The 16,952-nt window shown below is 68.0% G+C and carries 16 protein-coding genes; 11 read left to right on the forward strand and 5 right to left on the reverse strand.

Translation table 11 applies throughout. The annotated features are described in order from the left end of the window. The 6 genes from ACFVIV_RS01965 (at position 1) to ACFVIV_RS01990 (ending at position 5,375) form a co-directional block, all read left to right on the forward strand. Entirely contained in the window at positions 1-966 is a 966-nt protein-coding gene (locus ACFVIV_RS01965; protein WP_379192868.1) for a hypothetical protein, read from the forward strand. Next, entirely contained in the window at positions 963-2,075 is a 1,113-nt protein-coding gene (locus ACFVIV_RS01970; RefSeq protein ID WP_379192870.1) for an NAD(P)/FAD-dependent oxidoreductase, read from the forward strand. The genes ACFVIV_RS01965 and ACFVIV_RS01970 overlap by 4 nt, the downstream gene beginning before the upstream one ends. Next, positions 2,023-3,822: a carbamoyltransferase gene (locus ACFVIV_RS01975; RefSeq protein ID WP_379192872.1), complete on the forward strand. Its 1,800-nt coding sequence runs from the start codon at positions 2,023-2,025 to the stop codon at positions 3,820-3,822. The genes ACFVIV_RS01970 and ACFVIV_RS01975 overlap by 53 nt, the downstream gene beginning before the upstream one ends. Next, positions 3,819-4,475: a histidine phosphatase family protein gene (locus tag ACFVIV_RS01980; RefSeq protein WP_379192874.1), complete on the forward strand. Its 657-nt coding sequence runs from the start codon at positions 3,819-3,821 to the stop codon at positions 4,473-4,475. The genes ACFVIV_RS01975 and ACFVIV_RS01980 overlap by 4 nt, the downstream gene beginning before the upstream one ends. 161 nt (positions 4,476-4,636) lie before the next feature. Beyond that, positions 4,637-4,966, forward strand: a complete 330-nt coding sequence (locus ACFVIV_RS01985; protein WP_379192876.1) for an STAS domain-containing protein — start codon at positions 4,637-4,639, stop codon at positions 4,964-4,966. A gap of 58 nt (positions 4,967-5,024) precedes the next feature. Continuing rightward, the gene (locus ACFVIV_RS01990) at positions 5,025-5,375 is read left to right on the forward strand and encodes a hypothetical protein (RefSeq protein ID WP_379192878.1); all 351 of its coding nucleotides are present in this window, start codon (positions 5,025-5,027) and stop codon (positions 5,373-5,375) included. A gap of 22 nt (positions 5,376-5,397) precedes the next feature. Here the strand turns inward: ACFVIV_RS01990 and ACFVIV_RS01995 are convergent, their stop codons facing one another. Together ACFVIV_RS01995 and ACFVIV_RS02000 are read right to left on the reverse strand one after the other, a co-directional pair. Continuing rightward, positions 5,398-5,880 carry a (2Fe-2S)-binding protein gene (locus ACFVIV_RS01995; RefSeq protein ID WP_379192880.1) on the reverse strand — a complete coding sequence of 161 codons (483 nt, stop codon included), beginning with the start codon at positions 5,878-5,880 and terminating at the stop codon, positions 5,398-5,400. A gap of 9 nt (positions 5,881-5,889) precedes the next feature. Continuing rightward, a complete protein-coding gene (locus ACFVIV_RS02000) occupies positions 5,890-8,091 on the reverse strand; it encodes a molybdopterin cofactor-binding domain-containing protein (RefSeq protein WP_379192882.1) in 2,202 nt (733 codons plus the stop codon). 167 nt (positions 8,092-8,258) lie between these two features. On the opposite strand from ACFVIV_RS02000, the gene ACFVIV_RS02005 reads away from it, so the two are divergent. Further along, positions 8,259-9,149, forward strand: a complete 891-nt coding sequence (locus ACFVIV_RS02005) for a bile acid:sodium symporter family protein (RefSeq protein ID WP_379192884.1) — start codon at positions 8,259-8,261, stop codon at positions 9,147-9,149. On the opposite strand, the gene ACFVIV_RS02010 is transcribed toward ACFVIV_RS02005, so the two are convergent. From ACFVIV_RS02010 to ACFVIV_RS02020, 3 genes are all read right to left on the reverse strand, one after another. Next, positions 9,143-9,640, reverse strand: coding sequence for a nucleoside deaminase (locus tag ACFVIV_RS02010; protein ID WP_379192885.1), 498 nt, complete (start codon positions 9,638-9,640; stop codon positions 9,143-9,145). The genes ACFVIV_RS02005 and ACFVIV_RS02010 overlap by 7 nt on opposite strands. A gap of 169 nt (positions 9,641-9,809) precedes the next feature. Next, a complete protein-coding gene (locus ACFVIV_RS02015; RefSeq protein WP_379192887.1) occupies positions 9,810-10,655 on the reverse strand; it encodes a 3-hydroxybutyryl-CoA dehydrogenase in 846 nt (281 codons plus the stop codon). A 100-nt stretch (positions 10,656-10,755) separates the two neighbouring features. Further along, a complete protein-coding gene (locus ACFVIV_RS02020) occupies positions 10,756-11,343 on the reverse strand; it encodes a TetR/AcrR family transcriptional regulator (protein ID WP_379192889.1) in 588 nt (195 codons plus the stop codon). A gap of 117 nt (positions 11,344-11,460) precedes the next feature. On the opposite strand from ACFVIV_RS02020, the gene ACFVIV_RS02025 reads away from it, so the two are divergent. From ACFVIV_RS02025 to ACFVIV_RS02040, 4 genes are all read left to right on the forward strand, one after another. After that, positions 11,461-12,306 carry a CoA transferase gene (locus tag ACFVIV_RS02025; RefSeq protein WP_379192891.1) on the forward strand — a complete coding sequence of 282 codons (846 nt, stop codon included), beginning with the start codon at positions 11,461-11,463 and terminating at the stop codon, positions 12,304-12,306. Between the two features lie 7 nt (positions 12,307-12,313). Then, positions 12,314-13,474, forward strand: a complete 1,161-nt coding sequence (locus ACFVIV_RS02030) for an acyl-CoA dehydrogenase family protein (RefSeq protein ID WP_379192893.1) — start codon at positions 12,314-12,316, stop codon at positions 13,472-13,474. A 93-nt stretch (positions 13,475-13,567) separates the two neighbouring features. Next, a complete protein-coding gene (locus ACFVIV_RS02035) occupies positions 13,568-14,782 on the forward strand; it encodes an acetyl-CoA C-acetyltransferase (protein ID WP_379192894.1) in 1,215 nt (404 codons plus the stop codon). A 6-nt stretch (positions 14,783-14,788) separates the two neighbouring features. Further along, on the forward strand, positions 14,789-16,945 hold the full coding sequence (locus ACFVIV_RS02040) for a 3-hydroxyacyl-CoA dehydrogenase NAD-binding domain-containing protein (protein ID WP_379192895.1): 2,157 nt from the start codon (positions 14,789-14,791) through the stop codon (positions 16,943-16,945). The last annotated feature ends 7 nt before the right edge of the window (positions 16,946-16,952 follow it).

Here is a 16,952-nt window from a genome sequence, read left to right on the forward strand (position 1 = left end):
TTGACCGATACGTCCGGTCGGCAACTCGAAATCGCCTGGCCCGGTCTGGATATCACCGTGACCGCGGAACTCGACGGCCGCAATCCCGAACTGGCCGACGCGCTGTGGGAGGCGCTGCCCTACCGGAGCCTGCAGGGGCACGCGCTGGTCGCGGGGCAGCACCTCTATCACGTGGCTCCCATCCCGTCGCTGCTGCACCTGCCCGCGTCCACCCGTATCCCGGACCGGCGCGACGCCCCGGACGGAACGGTGTTCTGTTCCGCGCTACAGCACCTGGGCATCAAGTACGGCGAGCTCACCGAACCCATGCCGGCCTCCCCGGTGGGCCGGATCCGGCCGGAGGACATGCCGGCGCTGCTCGCGGCCGGGCAGGCGATCTGGGATTCGGTCTATGCCAACAACGAACCGGTCCTCGCGGAAGTCCGCAAGGCGGGAACCGAAGGCGGCCACCGCATTCCGCATCTGACCGCCGCGGATGCGGACGCCAATCGCCTGATCCACGACGTGCACGCCGAGACCGAGCGGATCTGGCTGGACCCGCCGGCCGAACTCGCCGATCTGCACGGCGGGCTGATCCCCTCCGGCGCGGGGACCTTCGACACGGTGCTGCCCACCCTGCTGTTCGTCAATGGCGAGACCCGCCCGCTCGGGTACGCCACCTACGGCGGCCTGGTCCGCGGCGCGGTCCAGGACATGCCGATGGATTCGCTGCGGCACATGGCGCGCCTGCTGGTCGGCATTCCGGCCGAATTCCTGGGCTACTGCGGCCTGGAGAAGCTGTGGGCCTTCACTCAGCGCTTCCTGGCCTGCCTGGACAACCTCGACCGCGACGACTTCCTGGCCGTGGCGAGCCAGCTGGCCCTCTACGTCAACTGCCTGGGCGGCTGGAACCTGCAGCTGTACCCGTGGGCCACCGGGGACCACCTGCGTCAGCTGCGCCCGGCCGAAGCGGGTCGGCAGGCGTGAACGAGCTGCCCGCGCTGCCCGAACGGACCGACGCCCTCGTCATCGGCGGCGGCGTCATCGGCACCTCGATCGCGTACCGGCTGGCCGAGGCGGGCGTCGGCGCCGTTCTGCTCGATCGCGGCGCGCTCGGTTCGGGCTCGTCGGGGACCACGGCGGGCGTCGTCCGCACCTACTTTCCGGGCAATGCCCTCATCAGCGGCCTTGCGGCCCGGAGTCTTTCGGCGTATCACGCCTTCGCCGAGAGCACCGGGACCGACCTCGGTCTGGAGCGGATCGGCTTCCTGGTGTTGTTCACCGAGGAAAACCAGGTGGAGGACTTCCGCCGCGACTATGCCGCCCAGCGGGCCGCAGGTGTCGACGTCGAGCTCGTAACGCCCTCCGAAGCAACGGAATTCAACCCTCTGGTCGACCCGGGAGCCATTGTGGCCGCGGCCTGGTCGCCCGAGGCCTACGCTTGCGATCCGGCCGCGATCGTGCGCGGCTACGCGGCGGCCGCCCGGCAGGCGGGCGCTGTCCTGCGCACCGAAACCTCCGTCACCGGAATCGATCCCGACGGCCTGGTCCACACGGCGGCGGGCAGCATCCGTGCCGACGCCATTATCTGCGCGGCGGGTCCCTGGGCGGGCACGGTCGCCGCCATGGCGGGCGTGCACCTCCCGGTGACCACATACCCCGTGGACATGCTCCTCACCGACGCGCCCACACCGCAGCCGGTCCTGCCGATGACCCTGCACCCGTCCAGCCTGCGAATCCGCTCCTGGGGCGACCGCATTCTCGTCGGCATGGGCCGCCCGGGCCCGGGCGAATCCCGGGAGGACTGGCTGCGACGGGTCTCGGGGCAACTCGGCGCCGCCTTCCCGGCGCTCGCCGGCCGCGGCCTCGAGCTCGGCTGGAGCGGTGATCTCGATGTCAGCCCGGACGGGATGGCCTTCATCGGCCGCGATCCCGCCCGCCCCTTCCTCTACGCGGCAGGATTCTCCGGCCAGGGCCTGTGCCAGGCGCCCGCCGCCGGAGAGCTCGTCCGCGACCTCGTGCTCGACAAAGAAGGAAATGGTCATGATCGTCTTGGGGTGCAACGGCTTCACCCGCGTCTCGGAATTCTTCGCTGAGAACTTCGGCGCGGTCGGCATCGACAAGCACTACCTGCTCGGCCACGATGCGGGCGCCGCGCTGCTGATCGACGGCGAGCTGGTCGCGGCCGTGGAGGAGGAGCGGCTCAATCGCGAGAAGAAGACCACCGACTTCCCGGTCGAATCGGTGCGCTGGTGCCTGGATCAGGCGGGCTTGCAGTTCTCGGACGTCGATGTGATTGCCATTCCGTGGAATTGGTCCACGCAGGTCATGGACGAGGTGCTCTCCGATGTGACCTCCGCGCCCATGCCGCCCGCGGTGAAACAGGGCCTGGTGGACGCGCTGAGCAGGCTGCACGCCGAAATCGTCGGTCCCGAGGCGATTCTCGCCGATTTCGCCGCCCGCACCGGCTTCACGCCCGATCCGGCCAAGGTGGTGTTCGTGCCCCACCACTTCGCCCATGCCATGACCGGCTACTACATGGCGGGCATGCGGGACAGCGCGTTCCTCATCAGTGATGGTCGCGCGGAACGGTTTTCGGCGGTGTTGGGAGAGATCCGCGATGGCCGGATCCGCGTCTTCGACGAGTCGACGATCGGCGCGGAGTACTCGATCGGCATCCTGTTCAGCGCGATCACGCGCTTCCTGGGCTTCGTGCCCAACAATGACGAATACAAGGTGATGGGCCTGTCCGGCTACGCCGGGCCACCGTCGCCGAACCCGTTCGTCGAGGAATTCGTCGAACTGCACGCCGATGGGCGCTACACCTTCGCCCAGCCCCTCGCGACGGATGATCCGCACAGCCTCGATGCACTGTTCGAGCGGTATTTCGGTCCTTTCCGGGACACGCTCGAATACAAGGCCCGGGTGGCCGCGGCGGCCCAGGAAATGCTGAATGTCGTGACCGCCCATCAGATCCGCGCCTTGGAAGCCAAGACGGATCTGAACCACTTGCTGTTCGAGGGCGGTGTGGCGCTGAACTGCCTCAACAACACCCCGCTGTTCGAGGGCTCGCGATTCGACGATATGGACGTGAGCTTCGGCGCCAGCGATACCGGCATCGTCATCGGGGCCGCGGTGCACGCGTGGATCGATCACCCGGACACCAGCGGCAAGCCGAAGCCCACGCCGCGGGTCACTCCGTATCTCGGTCCGGAATACGATGATTCGGCGATCGCGCAGGCCCTGCGCGAGTTCGGCGACCGAGTCGAATGGAGCAGGCGCGAGGACGACGAACTCGTCGACCTGGTGGCGAAACTGCTCACCGCGAAGACCGTCATCGGCTGGTACGAGGGCCGGCTCGAGCACGGCCCGCGCGCCCTGGGCCATCGCAGCATTCTGGCGAACCCGAACTTCCCGGATATCAAGGACGTCATCAATACCCGGGTCAAACACCGCGAACCATTCCGTCCCTTCGCGCCCCTCGTGCTCGAATCGGACGCACCGAAGATCTTCGACATGGGCCGCAAAACGCGTTCGCCGTACATGACTTTCGTCTTCCCGGTGCGTCCGGAGTTCCACGAGGTGATCCCGGGCGCGACCCATGTGGACGGCACCTCCCGGGTGCAGACCATCACCGAGGAGGACACCCCGCGGCTGGCGGCGCTGCTGCGCCGGTTCACCGTGCTGACCGATGTGCCCTGCCTGATCAATACCTCGTTCAATGTGGCCGGCGAGCCGATCGTCTGCACCCCGGCCGACGCCCTGAGGTGCTTCCTCGGCACGGAGATCGACTACCTCGTGCTCGGCAACCACCTCGTCGCCAAGGCCGGACCCGCCGCATGATGTTCGGCTCGGAGCCTCCCACGACCTTGCTCCTGCTCCGCCACGGCGAGACCGCGCTGACACCGGACAAGCGGCTCTCGGGCAGCGGCGGCTCCGACCCGGCCCTGTCCGAGACCGGGAGGCGGCAGGCCGAAGCCGTCGCGGATCTGCTCGCATCGCCGGTGCGGCGCGCGGAGCACGGCCCGGTGCGCGCCGTGGTGTCCTCGCCATTGCGCCGGTGCCGGGAGACCGCCGCGGCGGCCGCGCGGCGGCTGGGCCTCGAGGTCCTGTTCGACGAAGGCTTGCGCGAGGCGGATTTCGGCGCCTGGGAAGGGCTGACCTTCGCCGAGGTGCGCGAGCGCTATCCGGACGAGTTGGCGGCCTGGCTGGCCTCGCCGGCGGCGATACCGGGCGGTACGGGTGAGTCGTTCGAGGACGTGACGCACCGGGTCACGGCCGCGCGGGACAAACTGCTCGCGCGGTACGCGGGGGAGACCGTCCTGGTCGTCTCGCATGTGACGCCGGTGCGGCAGCTCATCCGGCTGGCGCTCGGCGCGCCGCCGCAGTCGGTGTTCCGACTGGACACCGCCGCGGCCTCGGTCTCGGCGGTGGCGTACGACGCGGACGGGAATGCGGCCGTGCGATTTCTCAATGACACGTCACATTTGCAATGAGACCCGCAGGCCGGCGCAGGTGTAGATCGCGGGCGTAGCGGGAACCCCGTGTGCAGGGTTGAAACTGCAGCCCAGTCTTCGGGGCGGACAGCTACCGGAGGCGACAGTCCGCCGCGGGCCGTTCGCGGTTCGCGTGCACCCCAAGGACCGAGGTCCTCACAATGTCTGCCCTGCGAACCCCCATTCCGATCACGGCCACCTCCACCATGGCCGCCGACTCCACGCCGTTGTGCACGGTGGCCGGCGAGATCGACATCCGCTCGGTCGATGCGCTCCGCACCGCACTCGCCGGCACCCTACGCGAGGGCGCGACAGTCATCGTCGATCTCAGCGGCGTCACCTTCTTCGGCACACCGGGCCTGCGGGCGCTCATCGACGCCCGGGTGTGGGCCGCCCAGCACGACTGCACGCTGTGGATCGTCGGATCGCCGTGTGTGAAGCGCCTCTTGGAGGTCATGGATCTGGCCGACGACTTCGGCATCCTGCACTGACGCCCGCACGGCCGGCCGGCGGCGCCGAGTGCGCGCCGGCCGGCATTAGGCTGGCCGGATGCCCTTGATCGAAGTGACCCATGCGGCCCATGTTCCCGAGGCCACCTTGCGCGAATTGGCCGACAAGCTCCCGCATCTGGTGTCCGTGGCGGTCGAATGCCCGGAGGAGCCCTACGACGGTGATCTGCAACCGGGTGACGTCGAGATCCGGTTCCGGGCGCTCGGGCCGCTGGATCGCAGCGGGCTGGACGCGGTGATCGAGATCCGATCCAAGTATTTCGAGAGCCGGGCGGTCGATTGGCAGGAGCGGGTCGACGAATTGCACGAGCGGATCGCGGAATCGACGGCGCTCGAGGACTTCGGCATTTACCTGTCATTGCCGGTCGCGGCCTGGGCGCAGACCGAATAAGGTTGCGGGCGAATCGATTCGGTCAGCTGGTGCGCGACGTCGGTTTGTCGCGCAGCACCGCGGCGGCGCGCTTGATCGCCTGCCGAATGCGGTAGTAGGTGCCGCAGCGGCAGACATTGTCGATCTCGTCGATGGCATCGTCGTCGGGATCCGGGTTGCGGGCGAGCAGCGCCACGGCATTCATGATCTGGCCGGGCTGGCAGTAACCGCATTGCGCCACATCGAGATCCAGCCACGCCTGTTGGACGGGATGCAGGGTCTCACCGTCCGCCAGGCCCTCGATGGTGGTCACGGTGCGCCCCTGCACGCGGTCCATCGGCAACCGGCAGGGCAGCACGGCGGCCTCGTCGAGCAGGCAGGTGCAGGCGTGACAGACCTCGATGCCGCAGCCGTATTTGGGGCCGCGAACCCCGAGAACATCGCGAAGTACCCACAGCAGCGGGACTTCCGCCGGCACATCCACGGTGACGGGCTCGGCATTGAGCGTGAACGAGTATTCGGGCACGGGCGGCTCCTAGCGCGGGAACGGTTCGAAATCGATCTCGGATTTCGCCGGGAACCGGTGCACGGGTTGCCCGGTGGCTTGGATCAGGGCGGTGGCCACGGCTCCGGCGGCGACCGGGACCGCGAGTTCGCCGGCGCCGCCGGGCCGGTCGCCCGAGTCGATGATCGACACCTCGAAAACCCGTGGGGTGTCCCGCATCCGGGCGAAGTGGAAGTGGGAGTAGCTGCCTTCCAACGGCAGCCCGCGCTCGATGTGCAGCCCCGCGGTGAGCACCGTGGAGATGGCGTCGGTGAGCCCGCCCATGAGCTGGGCCTCCAGCCCGAGCGGGTTCACGGCCAGCCCGACATCAACGGCGAAGTACGCCTTGGTGACGCGCGGCGCCTCCCCGGTCGCGTCGAGCTCCACCACGCACGCGATGACCGAACGATGCTCGGTGTGCAGCGAAACACCCAGTGCGATACCGGGTTCGGTCTCGCGACCCCAGCCGCTCAGGCGCTCGACCTCGGCGAGCACCCGTCGCGCCCGCTCGGATTTCGCGGTGCGCTTGCGAAATGCGAGCCGGTCCTGTCCGAGCAGGCGCGCGATCTCGTCGACCGCGATCTCCTCGCAGACGCGGGTATTGGCCGAGTACACCGAACGCCAGCTGCCGGTGTGCATGCGCACCGGCGCCTCGGTGAGTCCGTAGGTGACGACACCCAGGTCGTACGGGCACACCACCGAGGTGAGGAAGACCGTCTCGGCGAAGGACAGATTCCCGATCACCGGAACCCGGGCGACCATGGCGGTCAGGCATTCGCCGAGCCCGTGCCGGAAATCGGTTTCCACCGCGGCCACCCGGTGCTCGTAGCCGACCACCCGGTCCCCGGCGATATTGGCCCGCACCCGATGGTGGCTCGCGGGCCGCGCCCGGCCGTGCCGCATATCGTCGACCCGGGTCCACATCAACCGGACCGGCCGCCGCAGCGCGCGCGAGGCCTGCACCGCCTCCAGCGGCGCGTCGAAGAACAGCCGCCTGCCGAATGATCCGCCCGCGGGAACCACGGTGGCGCGCACCGCATTCGGAGGCAGTCCGAGATGCGCGGCAATGGTGTGGGCCGCGACGATCGGCGTCTGCATGGGCGCCCACACCTCGGCCCGATCGGCACGGACATCGGCCACCGCGCAATTGGACTCCAGGGGAGCGTGCGGCACGAACCCGAAATCGAAGTCCAGCTCCACGGTGGACGTTCCCGCCGCCACATCCTGTAGTCGGGGAATCACGAAGGGCGCGATGGTTTTCCGAAGCGTCGCCCGGATGGTGTCATCGGATTCGCCGTCGACCGGCCCCGGATTCCAGGCCACCCGCGCCGCGTGCCGGGCCGCGATGGCGTCCCCGAAGGTCCGCGCGCAGATCGCGACGCCGGTCTCGATCAGCGCGGCGTCGATCACCCCCGGCATGGCCCGGATGGCCGCCAGGTCGACCGCCAGCACGGTCCCCTTGATGGTCGGCGGGCGTGCGACGACCACCGGCAGCGCATCCGGAATCCGCAGGTCCATGGTGTATTCGTGGCGTCCGGTCACCATGGCGCGCGCATCCGGCCGCCCGTGCGGCCGGCCGATGATCCGATGTCCGGACCGCGGTTTCGGCGCCGCGACCACGGCGGCCAGCCCCGGATCGGCCGCCGCGCGGCTCAACTCCCCGTACGACAGCCGCCGCCCATCGGCCGCCACCACGAACCCCTCGGCCGTCCGCATTTCCCCCGAACCGATTCCCAGCCGGACCCCGGCCGCGGCGAGCAATCGCGCCCGTACCGCGGCCGCCGACCACCGCATCGGATCATAAAGACTGCGAACCGAATTCGAGCTACCCGTCATCTGGTTGAACAGCAGTTCCGGCCGCGCCGGCGCGAGCTCCACCGCCACCCGCTCGACCGGCAGCTCCAATTCCTCCGCCACCAACTGCGCCGCGACCGTGACAATCCCCTGCCCCACCTCCGCCCGCGGCAGCTGCACCGTGACCCGTCCGTCCGCGCCAACGGTGATCACCGTCAGCAGCCCGCTGGTCGGCGCTCCCGCGAGCATGAGAATGTCACCGAGATCGAGGAATTCGGGCACCGGCGGCGCCTGCCGCCACCCGGGTCCGATGTCGGCCCCGGCGCGCGGCGCGATCGTAGCGACGGTCAGCAGCGGCGCGGCGACGAGGCAGGAGAGGAAGTCGCGCCGCGTGGTCACGGCGTCATCCTCTCGAATGATAGCGAAACAGCATTACGACACGCCGGTCACCGGGGTGGCGGCGATGGGCGAGGTTCTCGGCCGAACCCGACCGCGCGGGCCCGCGGATCGGTCAGTATTCGGCATAGCCCGGCAACGCCGGGGCTGCCCGTTTTCAGGAGATTCGCATGGGTTCTTCGATATTCGCGGTGTTCCTGCCGCTCGCCCTCGCCCTGGTCATGTTCGGCCTCGGCCTGACCCTGACCGTCGACGACTTCGCGCGGGTGCTGCGCTATCCCAAGGCGGCCGCGATCGCACTGGTCTGCCAGATCGTGGTGCTGCCGCTGCTGTGCCTGGGGCTGGTGTACCTGTTCGGGCTGGAGGGGGCGCTGGCGGTGGGGATGATGCTGCTGGTCGCCTCGCCCGGCGGCACCTCCGCGAATCTGTTCAGCCATATCGCGGGTGGGGACGTGGCCTTGAACATCACGCTGACGGCCATCAATTCGGTGCTGGCGGTATTCACCATGCCGATCGTGGTCACCCTGTCGATTGCGGCATTTCTCGGCGACGAGGCCGGCATCGGCCTGCAACCGGCCAAATTCGTGCAGGTGATCGCCATCGTGCTGGTGCCGGTCGCCCTCGGCATGTGGGTGCGGCGGCGTTTCACCGAATTCGCCGAGCGCATGCGCCGGCCGGTCAAGATCGCGTCGGTGACGGTGCTGGTGCTGGTCATCCTCGCCGCCGTCATCAGCGAGTTCGATACCGGACTCGAGCATCTCGGGCAGCTCGGCGGGATATCGCTGCTGCTGTCGACGCTGAGCCTGACCATCGGATACTTCGTGCCGCGCCTGTTCCGGGTCGATACCGGGCAGTCCATCGCCTCGGCCTTCGAGATCGGCATTCACAATGCCACCCTGGCCATTGCCATCGCGGTCTCGGTCCTGGACAACGAGACCATGGCCATCCCCGGCGCCATCTACGGCATCCTCATGTTCTTCCCCGCCGCCGTGGCCGCGACGCTACTGGCCCGGCGGCAGAGGGAAGCGGCGCCGGCGCGGCAGCCGACCGGATCTCAGTAGTCGATGCGGTCGGTCTTGGCCAGCCACGCGTCGAACGGCGCGGTGCGATTCGGCAGGTCCAGCTGGTCGACCGGGGTCGGCCACAGCTCCCGCGGCTTCTTCTCGAACAGGTCGTAGAACTTCAGATCGTCGAATCCGGCCACCGCGGCATCGTGGCGATCGGCCGCGTAGACGATCCGGTCGACGCGCGCCCACAGCGCCGAGGACAGGCACATCGGGCACGGCTCACACGAGGTGATCAGCACGCAGCCCTCGAGGGAGAAGGTGTTCAGCTGCTTGCACGCGGCCCGCATGGCGCTCACCTCGGCATGCGCGGTCGGATCCAGGGTCGCGGTGACCCGGTTGTTCCCGAGCGCCACGATCTCGCCATCCTTGACGATCAGTGCGCCGAACGGCCCGCCGCCATTGGCCACGCTGTCGGTAGCCAGCTTGATCGCCTCGTCCAGCCAGGCGTGTTCGAGCTCCTGGATGCTCATTTCTTGGATGGCCACGAGAACTCCTTGTCAAATGAAACTTGTGTGAAGGAGTACACAGCCAAGCCGGCGCAGTCAGCTAGGGGTGGAAGACCTGAAGACCCCCGCAGGCTGAGACCCGGTTTTCGTAGACTTTCACAAACGGGCCCCAGCCTGTTACCTGCCGATTACGCCACGATCGGGGAGATCAGTAGGTGTAGAAACCGCGGCCGGTCTTGCGGCCCAGGTAGCCGGCGTCGACCATGCGGCGCAGCAGCACCGGCGGGGCGTACTGCGGCTCGCCGAATTCGGCGTACAGGGATTCGGCCACGGCGAGCGTGACGTCCAGGCCGACGGTGTCGGTCAGGCGCAGCGGGCCCATGGGGTGGGCGCAGCCGCTGACCATGCCCTCGTCGATGTCCTCGGCGCTGGCGAAACCGGTCTCGTACATGCGAATCGCATTGCACAGGTAGGGGATCAGCAGGGCGTTGACAATGAAGCCGGCCTGATCCTTGGACTCGATGGTGCGCTTGCCGAGGATGTCGCGGGCGTAGGCGGTGACCTTGTCGGCGACCTCGCGGTCGGTCTTGAGGGTCACCACGATCTCGACCAGCGGCAGCACGGGCACCGGATTGAAGAAGTGCACGCCCACCACGCGGCCCGGATTGGCGGTGGCATTGGCCAGCCGGATGACCGGGATGGAGGAGGTATTGGTGGCCAGGATGGTCTCGGGGGAGACGATGCCGTCCAGTTTGGTGAAGAAGTCGGTCTTGAGCGACTCGATCTCCGGGGCCGCCTCGATGACCAGCTCACGGTCGGCGAAATCGTTGATCGAGGTGGTGAGGGTGATGCGGGCGCGGGCCTCGTCGGCGGCCGCCTGCTCCAGGCGGCCGGACTTCACCGCGCGCGCCAGGGACTTCTCGATGCGGGCCACAGCGGCGTCGGCCGCCTCGGTGTCGCGCTCCAGAACCAGGACCGATCCGCCGGCGCGAGCCGCCACCTCCGCGATACCGGCACCCATGGTTCCGCCGCCGATCACTCCGATGCGTTGCACTGTCGCTGTCTCCTTGTACTCGGGTTTCTCGGCGCCTATCTTCCCGGATCGGGCGTGCCCACTTTCATCGGCGTGGGGGTTGTGAGGGCGGGCCGGGACGCTATTCGTCGACCGTCATCCGCACGCGCGGTTTGGGGGCGGTGCCGGTGCGGTCGACCATCGCCCACACCGAATCGATCATCGGAGCCAGCAGCAGTTCGCCGAGTTGCCGGACCAGGATTTCGACGATCTGGGTGGATTCGCGGCGGTCGGTGGACGCCAGGCCCGCCTCGCGCAGCGAAATCACCTCGGAGCGAACGAGTTCGACCAAACGCTCCAGAAACGCGAGCTGCGCGGGTTCGGGTTCCAGAATCGCGCGGCGCAGGTAGTTCACGACCGCCGGATTGTCCCGGAGCATCTCGCGCACGGCCTGATCGCGGGCGGCGGCCACCTCGCCGGGCGTGCCCGCGCCGGGGACCGAGTGCACCGCTTGGTGGAAGTACTCGCCGACCAGCTGGTCGACGGCATCGCGCAGACCTGCCTTGGTCTTGAAGTGGTGCTGGACGAGCCCCAGGGTGACGCCGGCCTCGGCGGCGACCGCGCGCAGCGAGACCCGGGATTCGCCGTGCTGGGCGAACAGGTCCATGGCGGCATTGCGAATGCGTGCCTTGGCGGTCAGGTCGTCGTTGGTGGCCCGTGGATTCAGCACATCGCCCCTCGAGTAGTCGGTATCAGGCGATTCTACGACGCGTAGTAATCAACTGGTCTGCTGTCCATGAAATGTTACTGTTGACCTGTTGACTATACAACCGTATTGTTCGCTTTCATGGAGGATGCAATGCGGCCGCCCCTTGCCGGTGTCGAGGTCGTCTCGCTCGCGGTGAATCTGCCCGGGCCGCTGGCCGCCGCGCGGCTGGCCGAGCTGGGCGCGACGGTGGTCAAGGTGGAACCGCCCGGCGGCGATCCGCTGGCCGCGGCCGCGCCGGACTGGTACGGGAAGCTGATTGCCGCTCAGTCGGTGGTCACCCTCGACCTCAAGCAGGCGGCCGATCGCGCCAAGCTCGACGAACTGCTGGCGACCGCGGATCTGCTGATCACCTCCATGCGGCCCAGTGCGCTGGCCAAACTGGGATTGGCCCAGCCGCAGGAGCGCTTCCCGCAGGTGTCGCTCATCGAGATCGTCGGGCACGCCGACGATCCGGAGGTGCCAGGACACGACCTCAACTATCAGGCCGTGCACGGAACCCTGCTGCCGCCGGCCATGCCGACCGTGCCGCTCGCTGACATGCTCGGGGCCGAGCGCGCGGTCTCCACCGCGCTGGCCGCGCTGGTGCGCCGGGCGAAAACCGGTGCCGGACAGCCTTATCGGGTTGCCCTGGAAGAGGCGGCGGCGCGTGCGGGCGATGCGGTGCGCTATCGCCTCACCGCACCCGGCGCGATACTCGGCGGCGCGTTCCCGGGCTACGGCATCTACGAGTGCAAGGACGGCTACGTCGCGCTCGGCGCGGTGGAACCGCACTTCTTCATGGGCGCGCTGGCCGCCTTCGGCGCCGACGGCAGCCATGCGGGCTTCCGCGCGGCGTTCGCCGAGCGGACCATTGCCGAACTCGAAGCCATCGCGGCACGGAAAGACCTGCCGCTCAACGGAATCAATACCGAGACCGGAAAGTAGAACACCGATGTCCGCACTCTTCCCCGATTACCGCCCCACCTGGGAGACCGAGCAGCATCGCGAGCTGCGCAGACACGCCGCCGAATTCTTCAAGAAGGAAGCCGTGCCCAATCGCGAGCGCTGGACCCACGCGCACCAGGTGGACCGCGAGTTCTGGAACAAGGCCGGCGACGCGGGCCTGCTCGGCCTGGATCTGCCCGAGGAATTCGGCGGCGCCGGAGGCGATTTCGGCATGCAGGCGGTCGTGCAGGAAGAGCTGGTCTACGCGCACGACAATGGTTTCGGGTTCTCCGTGCACTCGCCGATCGTGTCGCACTACGTGTACAACTACGGCAATGCCGAGCAGCGCGAGAAGTGGCTGCCGGGCATTATCAGCGGTGAGCTGGTGCTGGCCATCGCCATGACGGAGCCGGGCACCGGATCGGATCTGCAATCGGTGCGCACCACCGCCGTTCGCGAGGGCGACCATTACGTCATCAACGGCTCGAAGACGTTCATCTCCAATGGAACCCACTGCGATCTGCTGGTGATCGTCGCGAAGACCGATCCGAGCAAGGGCGCCGCCGGGGTCTCGCTCATCGTGGCCGAGACCAAGGATCTGCCCGGGTTCGAGCGCGGGCGGGTGCTGGAGAAGATGGGGCAGCATGCGCAGGACACCCGCGAGCTGTTCTTCTCGGACATGCGGGTGCCGGTGGCGAATCTGCTCGGCGAGCAGGAGGGGCTGGGCTTCTACCAGCTCATGGAACAGCTGGCCCGCGAGCGGCTGATCATTGCGAGCCTGTGCTCGGCGCTGGCGGAAGCCGCCGTGCTGGAGGCGCTGCGGTACTCGCGCGAGCGCGAGGCGTTCGGCCGGCCGATCGGCAAGTTCCAGCACAATGCCTTCACCCTCGCCGAGGTCAAGACCGAGGCGCTGGCCATCAAAACCCTTGTCGACCATGCGATCCAGCAGTACATCGACGGCAAGAACGACCCGTCGACGGCCTCGATGGCCAAGCTGTTCGCCGCCGAGACCTGCGACAAGGTCGTGGACAAGTGCCTGCAGCTGTTCGGCGGCTACGGCTACATGATGGAGTACCCGATCGCGAACATGTACACGGGCTCCCGGGTGAACCGCATCTACGGCGGCACCAGCGAAATCATGAAGGAAATCATCTCGCGCTCGCTGTGAGCGGAACCAACTCTCGGGACTCTCAGGTGCTTCGCCCCGAACCCCCTCGTACGAGGCGCGGCGCGGGCTCCTATCCCAGAAGGGATTCTCGGAATGACAACCGAGGCATACATTTTCGAGGCTATCCGGACGCCGCGCGGTAAGGGCAAGAAGACCGGTGCGCTGCACGGGGTGAAGCCGATCTCGCTGGTGGTGGGGCTCATCGAGGAACTGCGGGTGCGGTTTCCGGATCTGGACGAGGACCGCATCTCGGATGTGGTGCTGGGCTGCGTGACCCCGGTGGGGGATCAGGGCATGGATATCGCCCGGACGGCAGTGAATCTGGCGGGGCTGCCGGACACGGTGGGCGGGGTGCAGATCAACCGGTTCTGCGGTTCCGGGCTGTCGGCGGTCGGCATGGCCGCATCCAGTGTGCGCGGCGGGTTCGAGGAACTCGTCATCGCGGGTGGCGTGGAGTCCATGTCGCGCGTCGAAATGGGCAGTGACGGTGGGGCGATGGCCTACGACGCGGCCACGGCCTACGACAACTACTTCATCCCCCAGGGTGTCGCGTGCGACCTGCTCGCCACGATCGAGGGGTACACCCGGGAGGATGCGGACGCCTACGCGGTGCGCTCACAGCAGCGCGCGGCGGCGGCGTGGGACGGCGGCTACTTCGCCAAATCCGTTGTGCCGGTGAAGGATGTCAATGGCGTCACGATCCTCGACCATGACGAGCACATTCGGCGGAACACCGGCGTCGCGGATCTGGGCAAGCTGCAGCCGGCGTTCGCCATGGTCGGCGAGTTCGGCGGTTTCGACGCCGTCGCCACGCAGAAGTACACCTTCGTGGAGAAGGTGAATCACGTGCACACCGGCGGCAACAGCTCCGGGATCGTGGACGGCGCGGCCCTGGTCCTCGTCGGCAGCAGGGAGGCCGGCGAGGCCAGCGGCCTGGTGCCGCGGGCACGCATCGTCTCCTGCGCCACCAGCGGCTCGGATCCGGTGCTCATGTTCGAGGGGCCGATTCCGGCCGTGGACAAGGCTTTGGCGCTCGCGGGTCTGACCGTCGACCGGATCGACGTGTTCGAGATGAGTGAGGCGTTCGCCGCCGTCGCGCTGAAAGTCCAGGCGCACTTCGGGATTCCCGACGAGAAGTACAACGTGAACGGCGGCGCCATCGCCATGGGGCATCCGCTCGGGGCGACCGGCTCGATTCTGGTCGGCACCGTGCTCGACGAGCTCGAGCGCACCGGCGGCCGCTACGGGCTGATCACGCTCTGCGTCGCAGGCGGCATGGGCGTCGCCGCCATCATCGAGAGGGTCTAAAACGCAATGACCGACAACACTATTCGCTGGGACCGCGACGCCGACGGCATTGTCACGCTGACGCTGGACGATCCGAACCAGTCCGCCAACACCATTACCGAGGCGTTCCAGGCGTCGCTGACCGCCGTGCTGGATCGCATCGAGGCCGAGCGGGACGAGATCACCGGAGTCGTCCTCACCTCGGCCAAGAAGACCTTCTTTGCGGGCATGGACCTGAATGTGCTGCTGGAACAGCTGGTTCCGGCGGCGTCGGAGGAGATCCTCGCGGTCACCACTGCCTTCAATGCGCAGCTGCGCCGCCTGGAGACCATCGGCAAGCCCGTCGTGGCCGCCATCAACGGCGCCGCGCTGGGCGGGGGTCTCGAGCTCGCGTTCGCCACCCATCACCGCATTGCCGCCGATGTGCGCGGCGCCCAGATCGGCCTGCCCGAAGTGCTGCTCGGCGTGCTGCCGGGCGGTGGCGGCATCGGTCGCGCGGTGCGGCTGATCGGCATCCAGGGCGCGCTCATGCAGGTGCTGCTCACCGGCGCCCGGATGAGCCCGGCCAAGGCGCTGAAGGTCGGCGTCATCGATGAAATCGTGGGCAGCGTCGAGGAATTGGTGCCCGCCGCCAAGGCGTGGATCAAGGCCAATCCGGACAAGAACGCCCAGCCGTGGGATGTACAGGGTTACAAGATCCCCGGCGGCTCGCCGTCCACCCCGGCCTTCGCGGCCAATCTGCCCGCCTTCCCGGCGAACCTGCACAAGCAGCTCAAAGGCAATGACCACATGCCCGCGCCGCGCGCCATCATGGCCGCCGCGCTGGAGGGCGCGCAGGTCGATTTCGACACCGCGCAGCAGATCGAGGCGCGCTACTTCGTGTCCCTGGTCAAGAGCCAGGTGGCGCGCAACATGATCCAGGCGTTCTTCTTCGACCTCCAGCAGGTCGAGGGCGGCGCGGCGCGGCCCGAGGGCATCGAGAAGAAGCCGATCAAGAAGGTCGGCATTCTGGGCGCGGGAATGATGGGCGCGGGCATCGCCTACGTCACCGCCAAGGCGGGCATCGATGTTGTGCTGAAGGACATTTCGCTCGAGAGCGCACAGAAGGGCAAGGCGTACTCGGAGAACCTCGAGGCCAGGGCCCTCGCGAAGGGCCGCACCACCGAGGAGAAGTCCAAGGCGCTGCTGGACCGCATCCATCCGACCGCCGACCCAGCCGATTTCGCGGGCGTGGACTTCGTCATCGAGGCCGTCTTCGAGAACACCGAGTTGAAGAACAAGGTCTTCCAGGAGATCGAGGGTCTCGTCGAGCCTGGCGCGGTGCTCGGCTCCAACACCTCCTCGCTGCCCATCACCGGGCTGGCGCAGGGTGTGCGGCAGCCGCAGGACTTCATCGGCATCCACTTCTTCTCGCCCGTCGAGGCCATGCAGCCCATCGAAATCATCAGGGGCGAAAAGACTTCGGACGAGACCCTGGCCCGGGTCATCGACTACACCCTCGCCATCAAGAAATACCCGATCGTCGTCAATGACGGCCGCGGCTTCTACACCACCCGCGTGTTCTCCCTGTGGCTGCTGGAAGCCATGACCATGCTCACCGAGGGCATCGACCCGGCCACCATCGAACAGGCGGGCTTCCAGGCCGGATACCCCGCCGCGCCGCTGCAGGTCGCCGACGAGCTGTCCTTCGGGACCATCCGCAAGATCATGGACGAGACCATCGCGGCCGCGGAGACCGAGGGAGTCCAACTCGCGGAATCGATTCCGGTCGCGCACGAGGTGGTCGTGACCCTTATGGACCGCTTCGACCGCACCGGCAAGCTCGGCGGCGCGGGCTTCTACGAGTACGCCGACGGCAAGCGCGCCGGTCTCTGGGACATCCTGCGCGAGGAGTACAAGACCAGCCGTGAATCGGCAGTTCCCTTCGAGGACTTGCAGGACCGCCTGATGTTCATCCAGGTCCTCGAAACCCAGAAGTGCTTCGACGAAGGCGTCATCGCTTCGGACGCCGACGCCAATATCGGCTCCATCTTCGGCATCGGATTCCCGGCCTGGACGGGCGGCGTGCGCCAGTTCATCGCCGGATATCCGGGCGGCCGCGCGGCCTTCCTGGCCCGCGCCGAGGAACTGGCCGAGCGCTACGGCGCGCGCTTCCGCGTGCCCGCGAGCCTGCGCGCCGAGTAGGGCGCAG

Source organism: Nocardia sp. NPDC127526, assembly GCF_042672265.1.
Lineage (GTDB): Bacteria > Actinomycetota > Actinomycetes > Mycobacteriales > Mycobacteriaceae > Nocardia.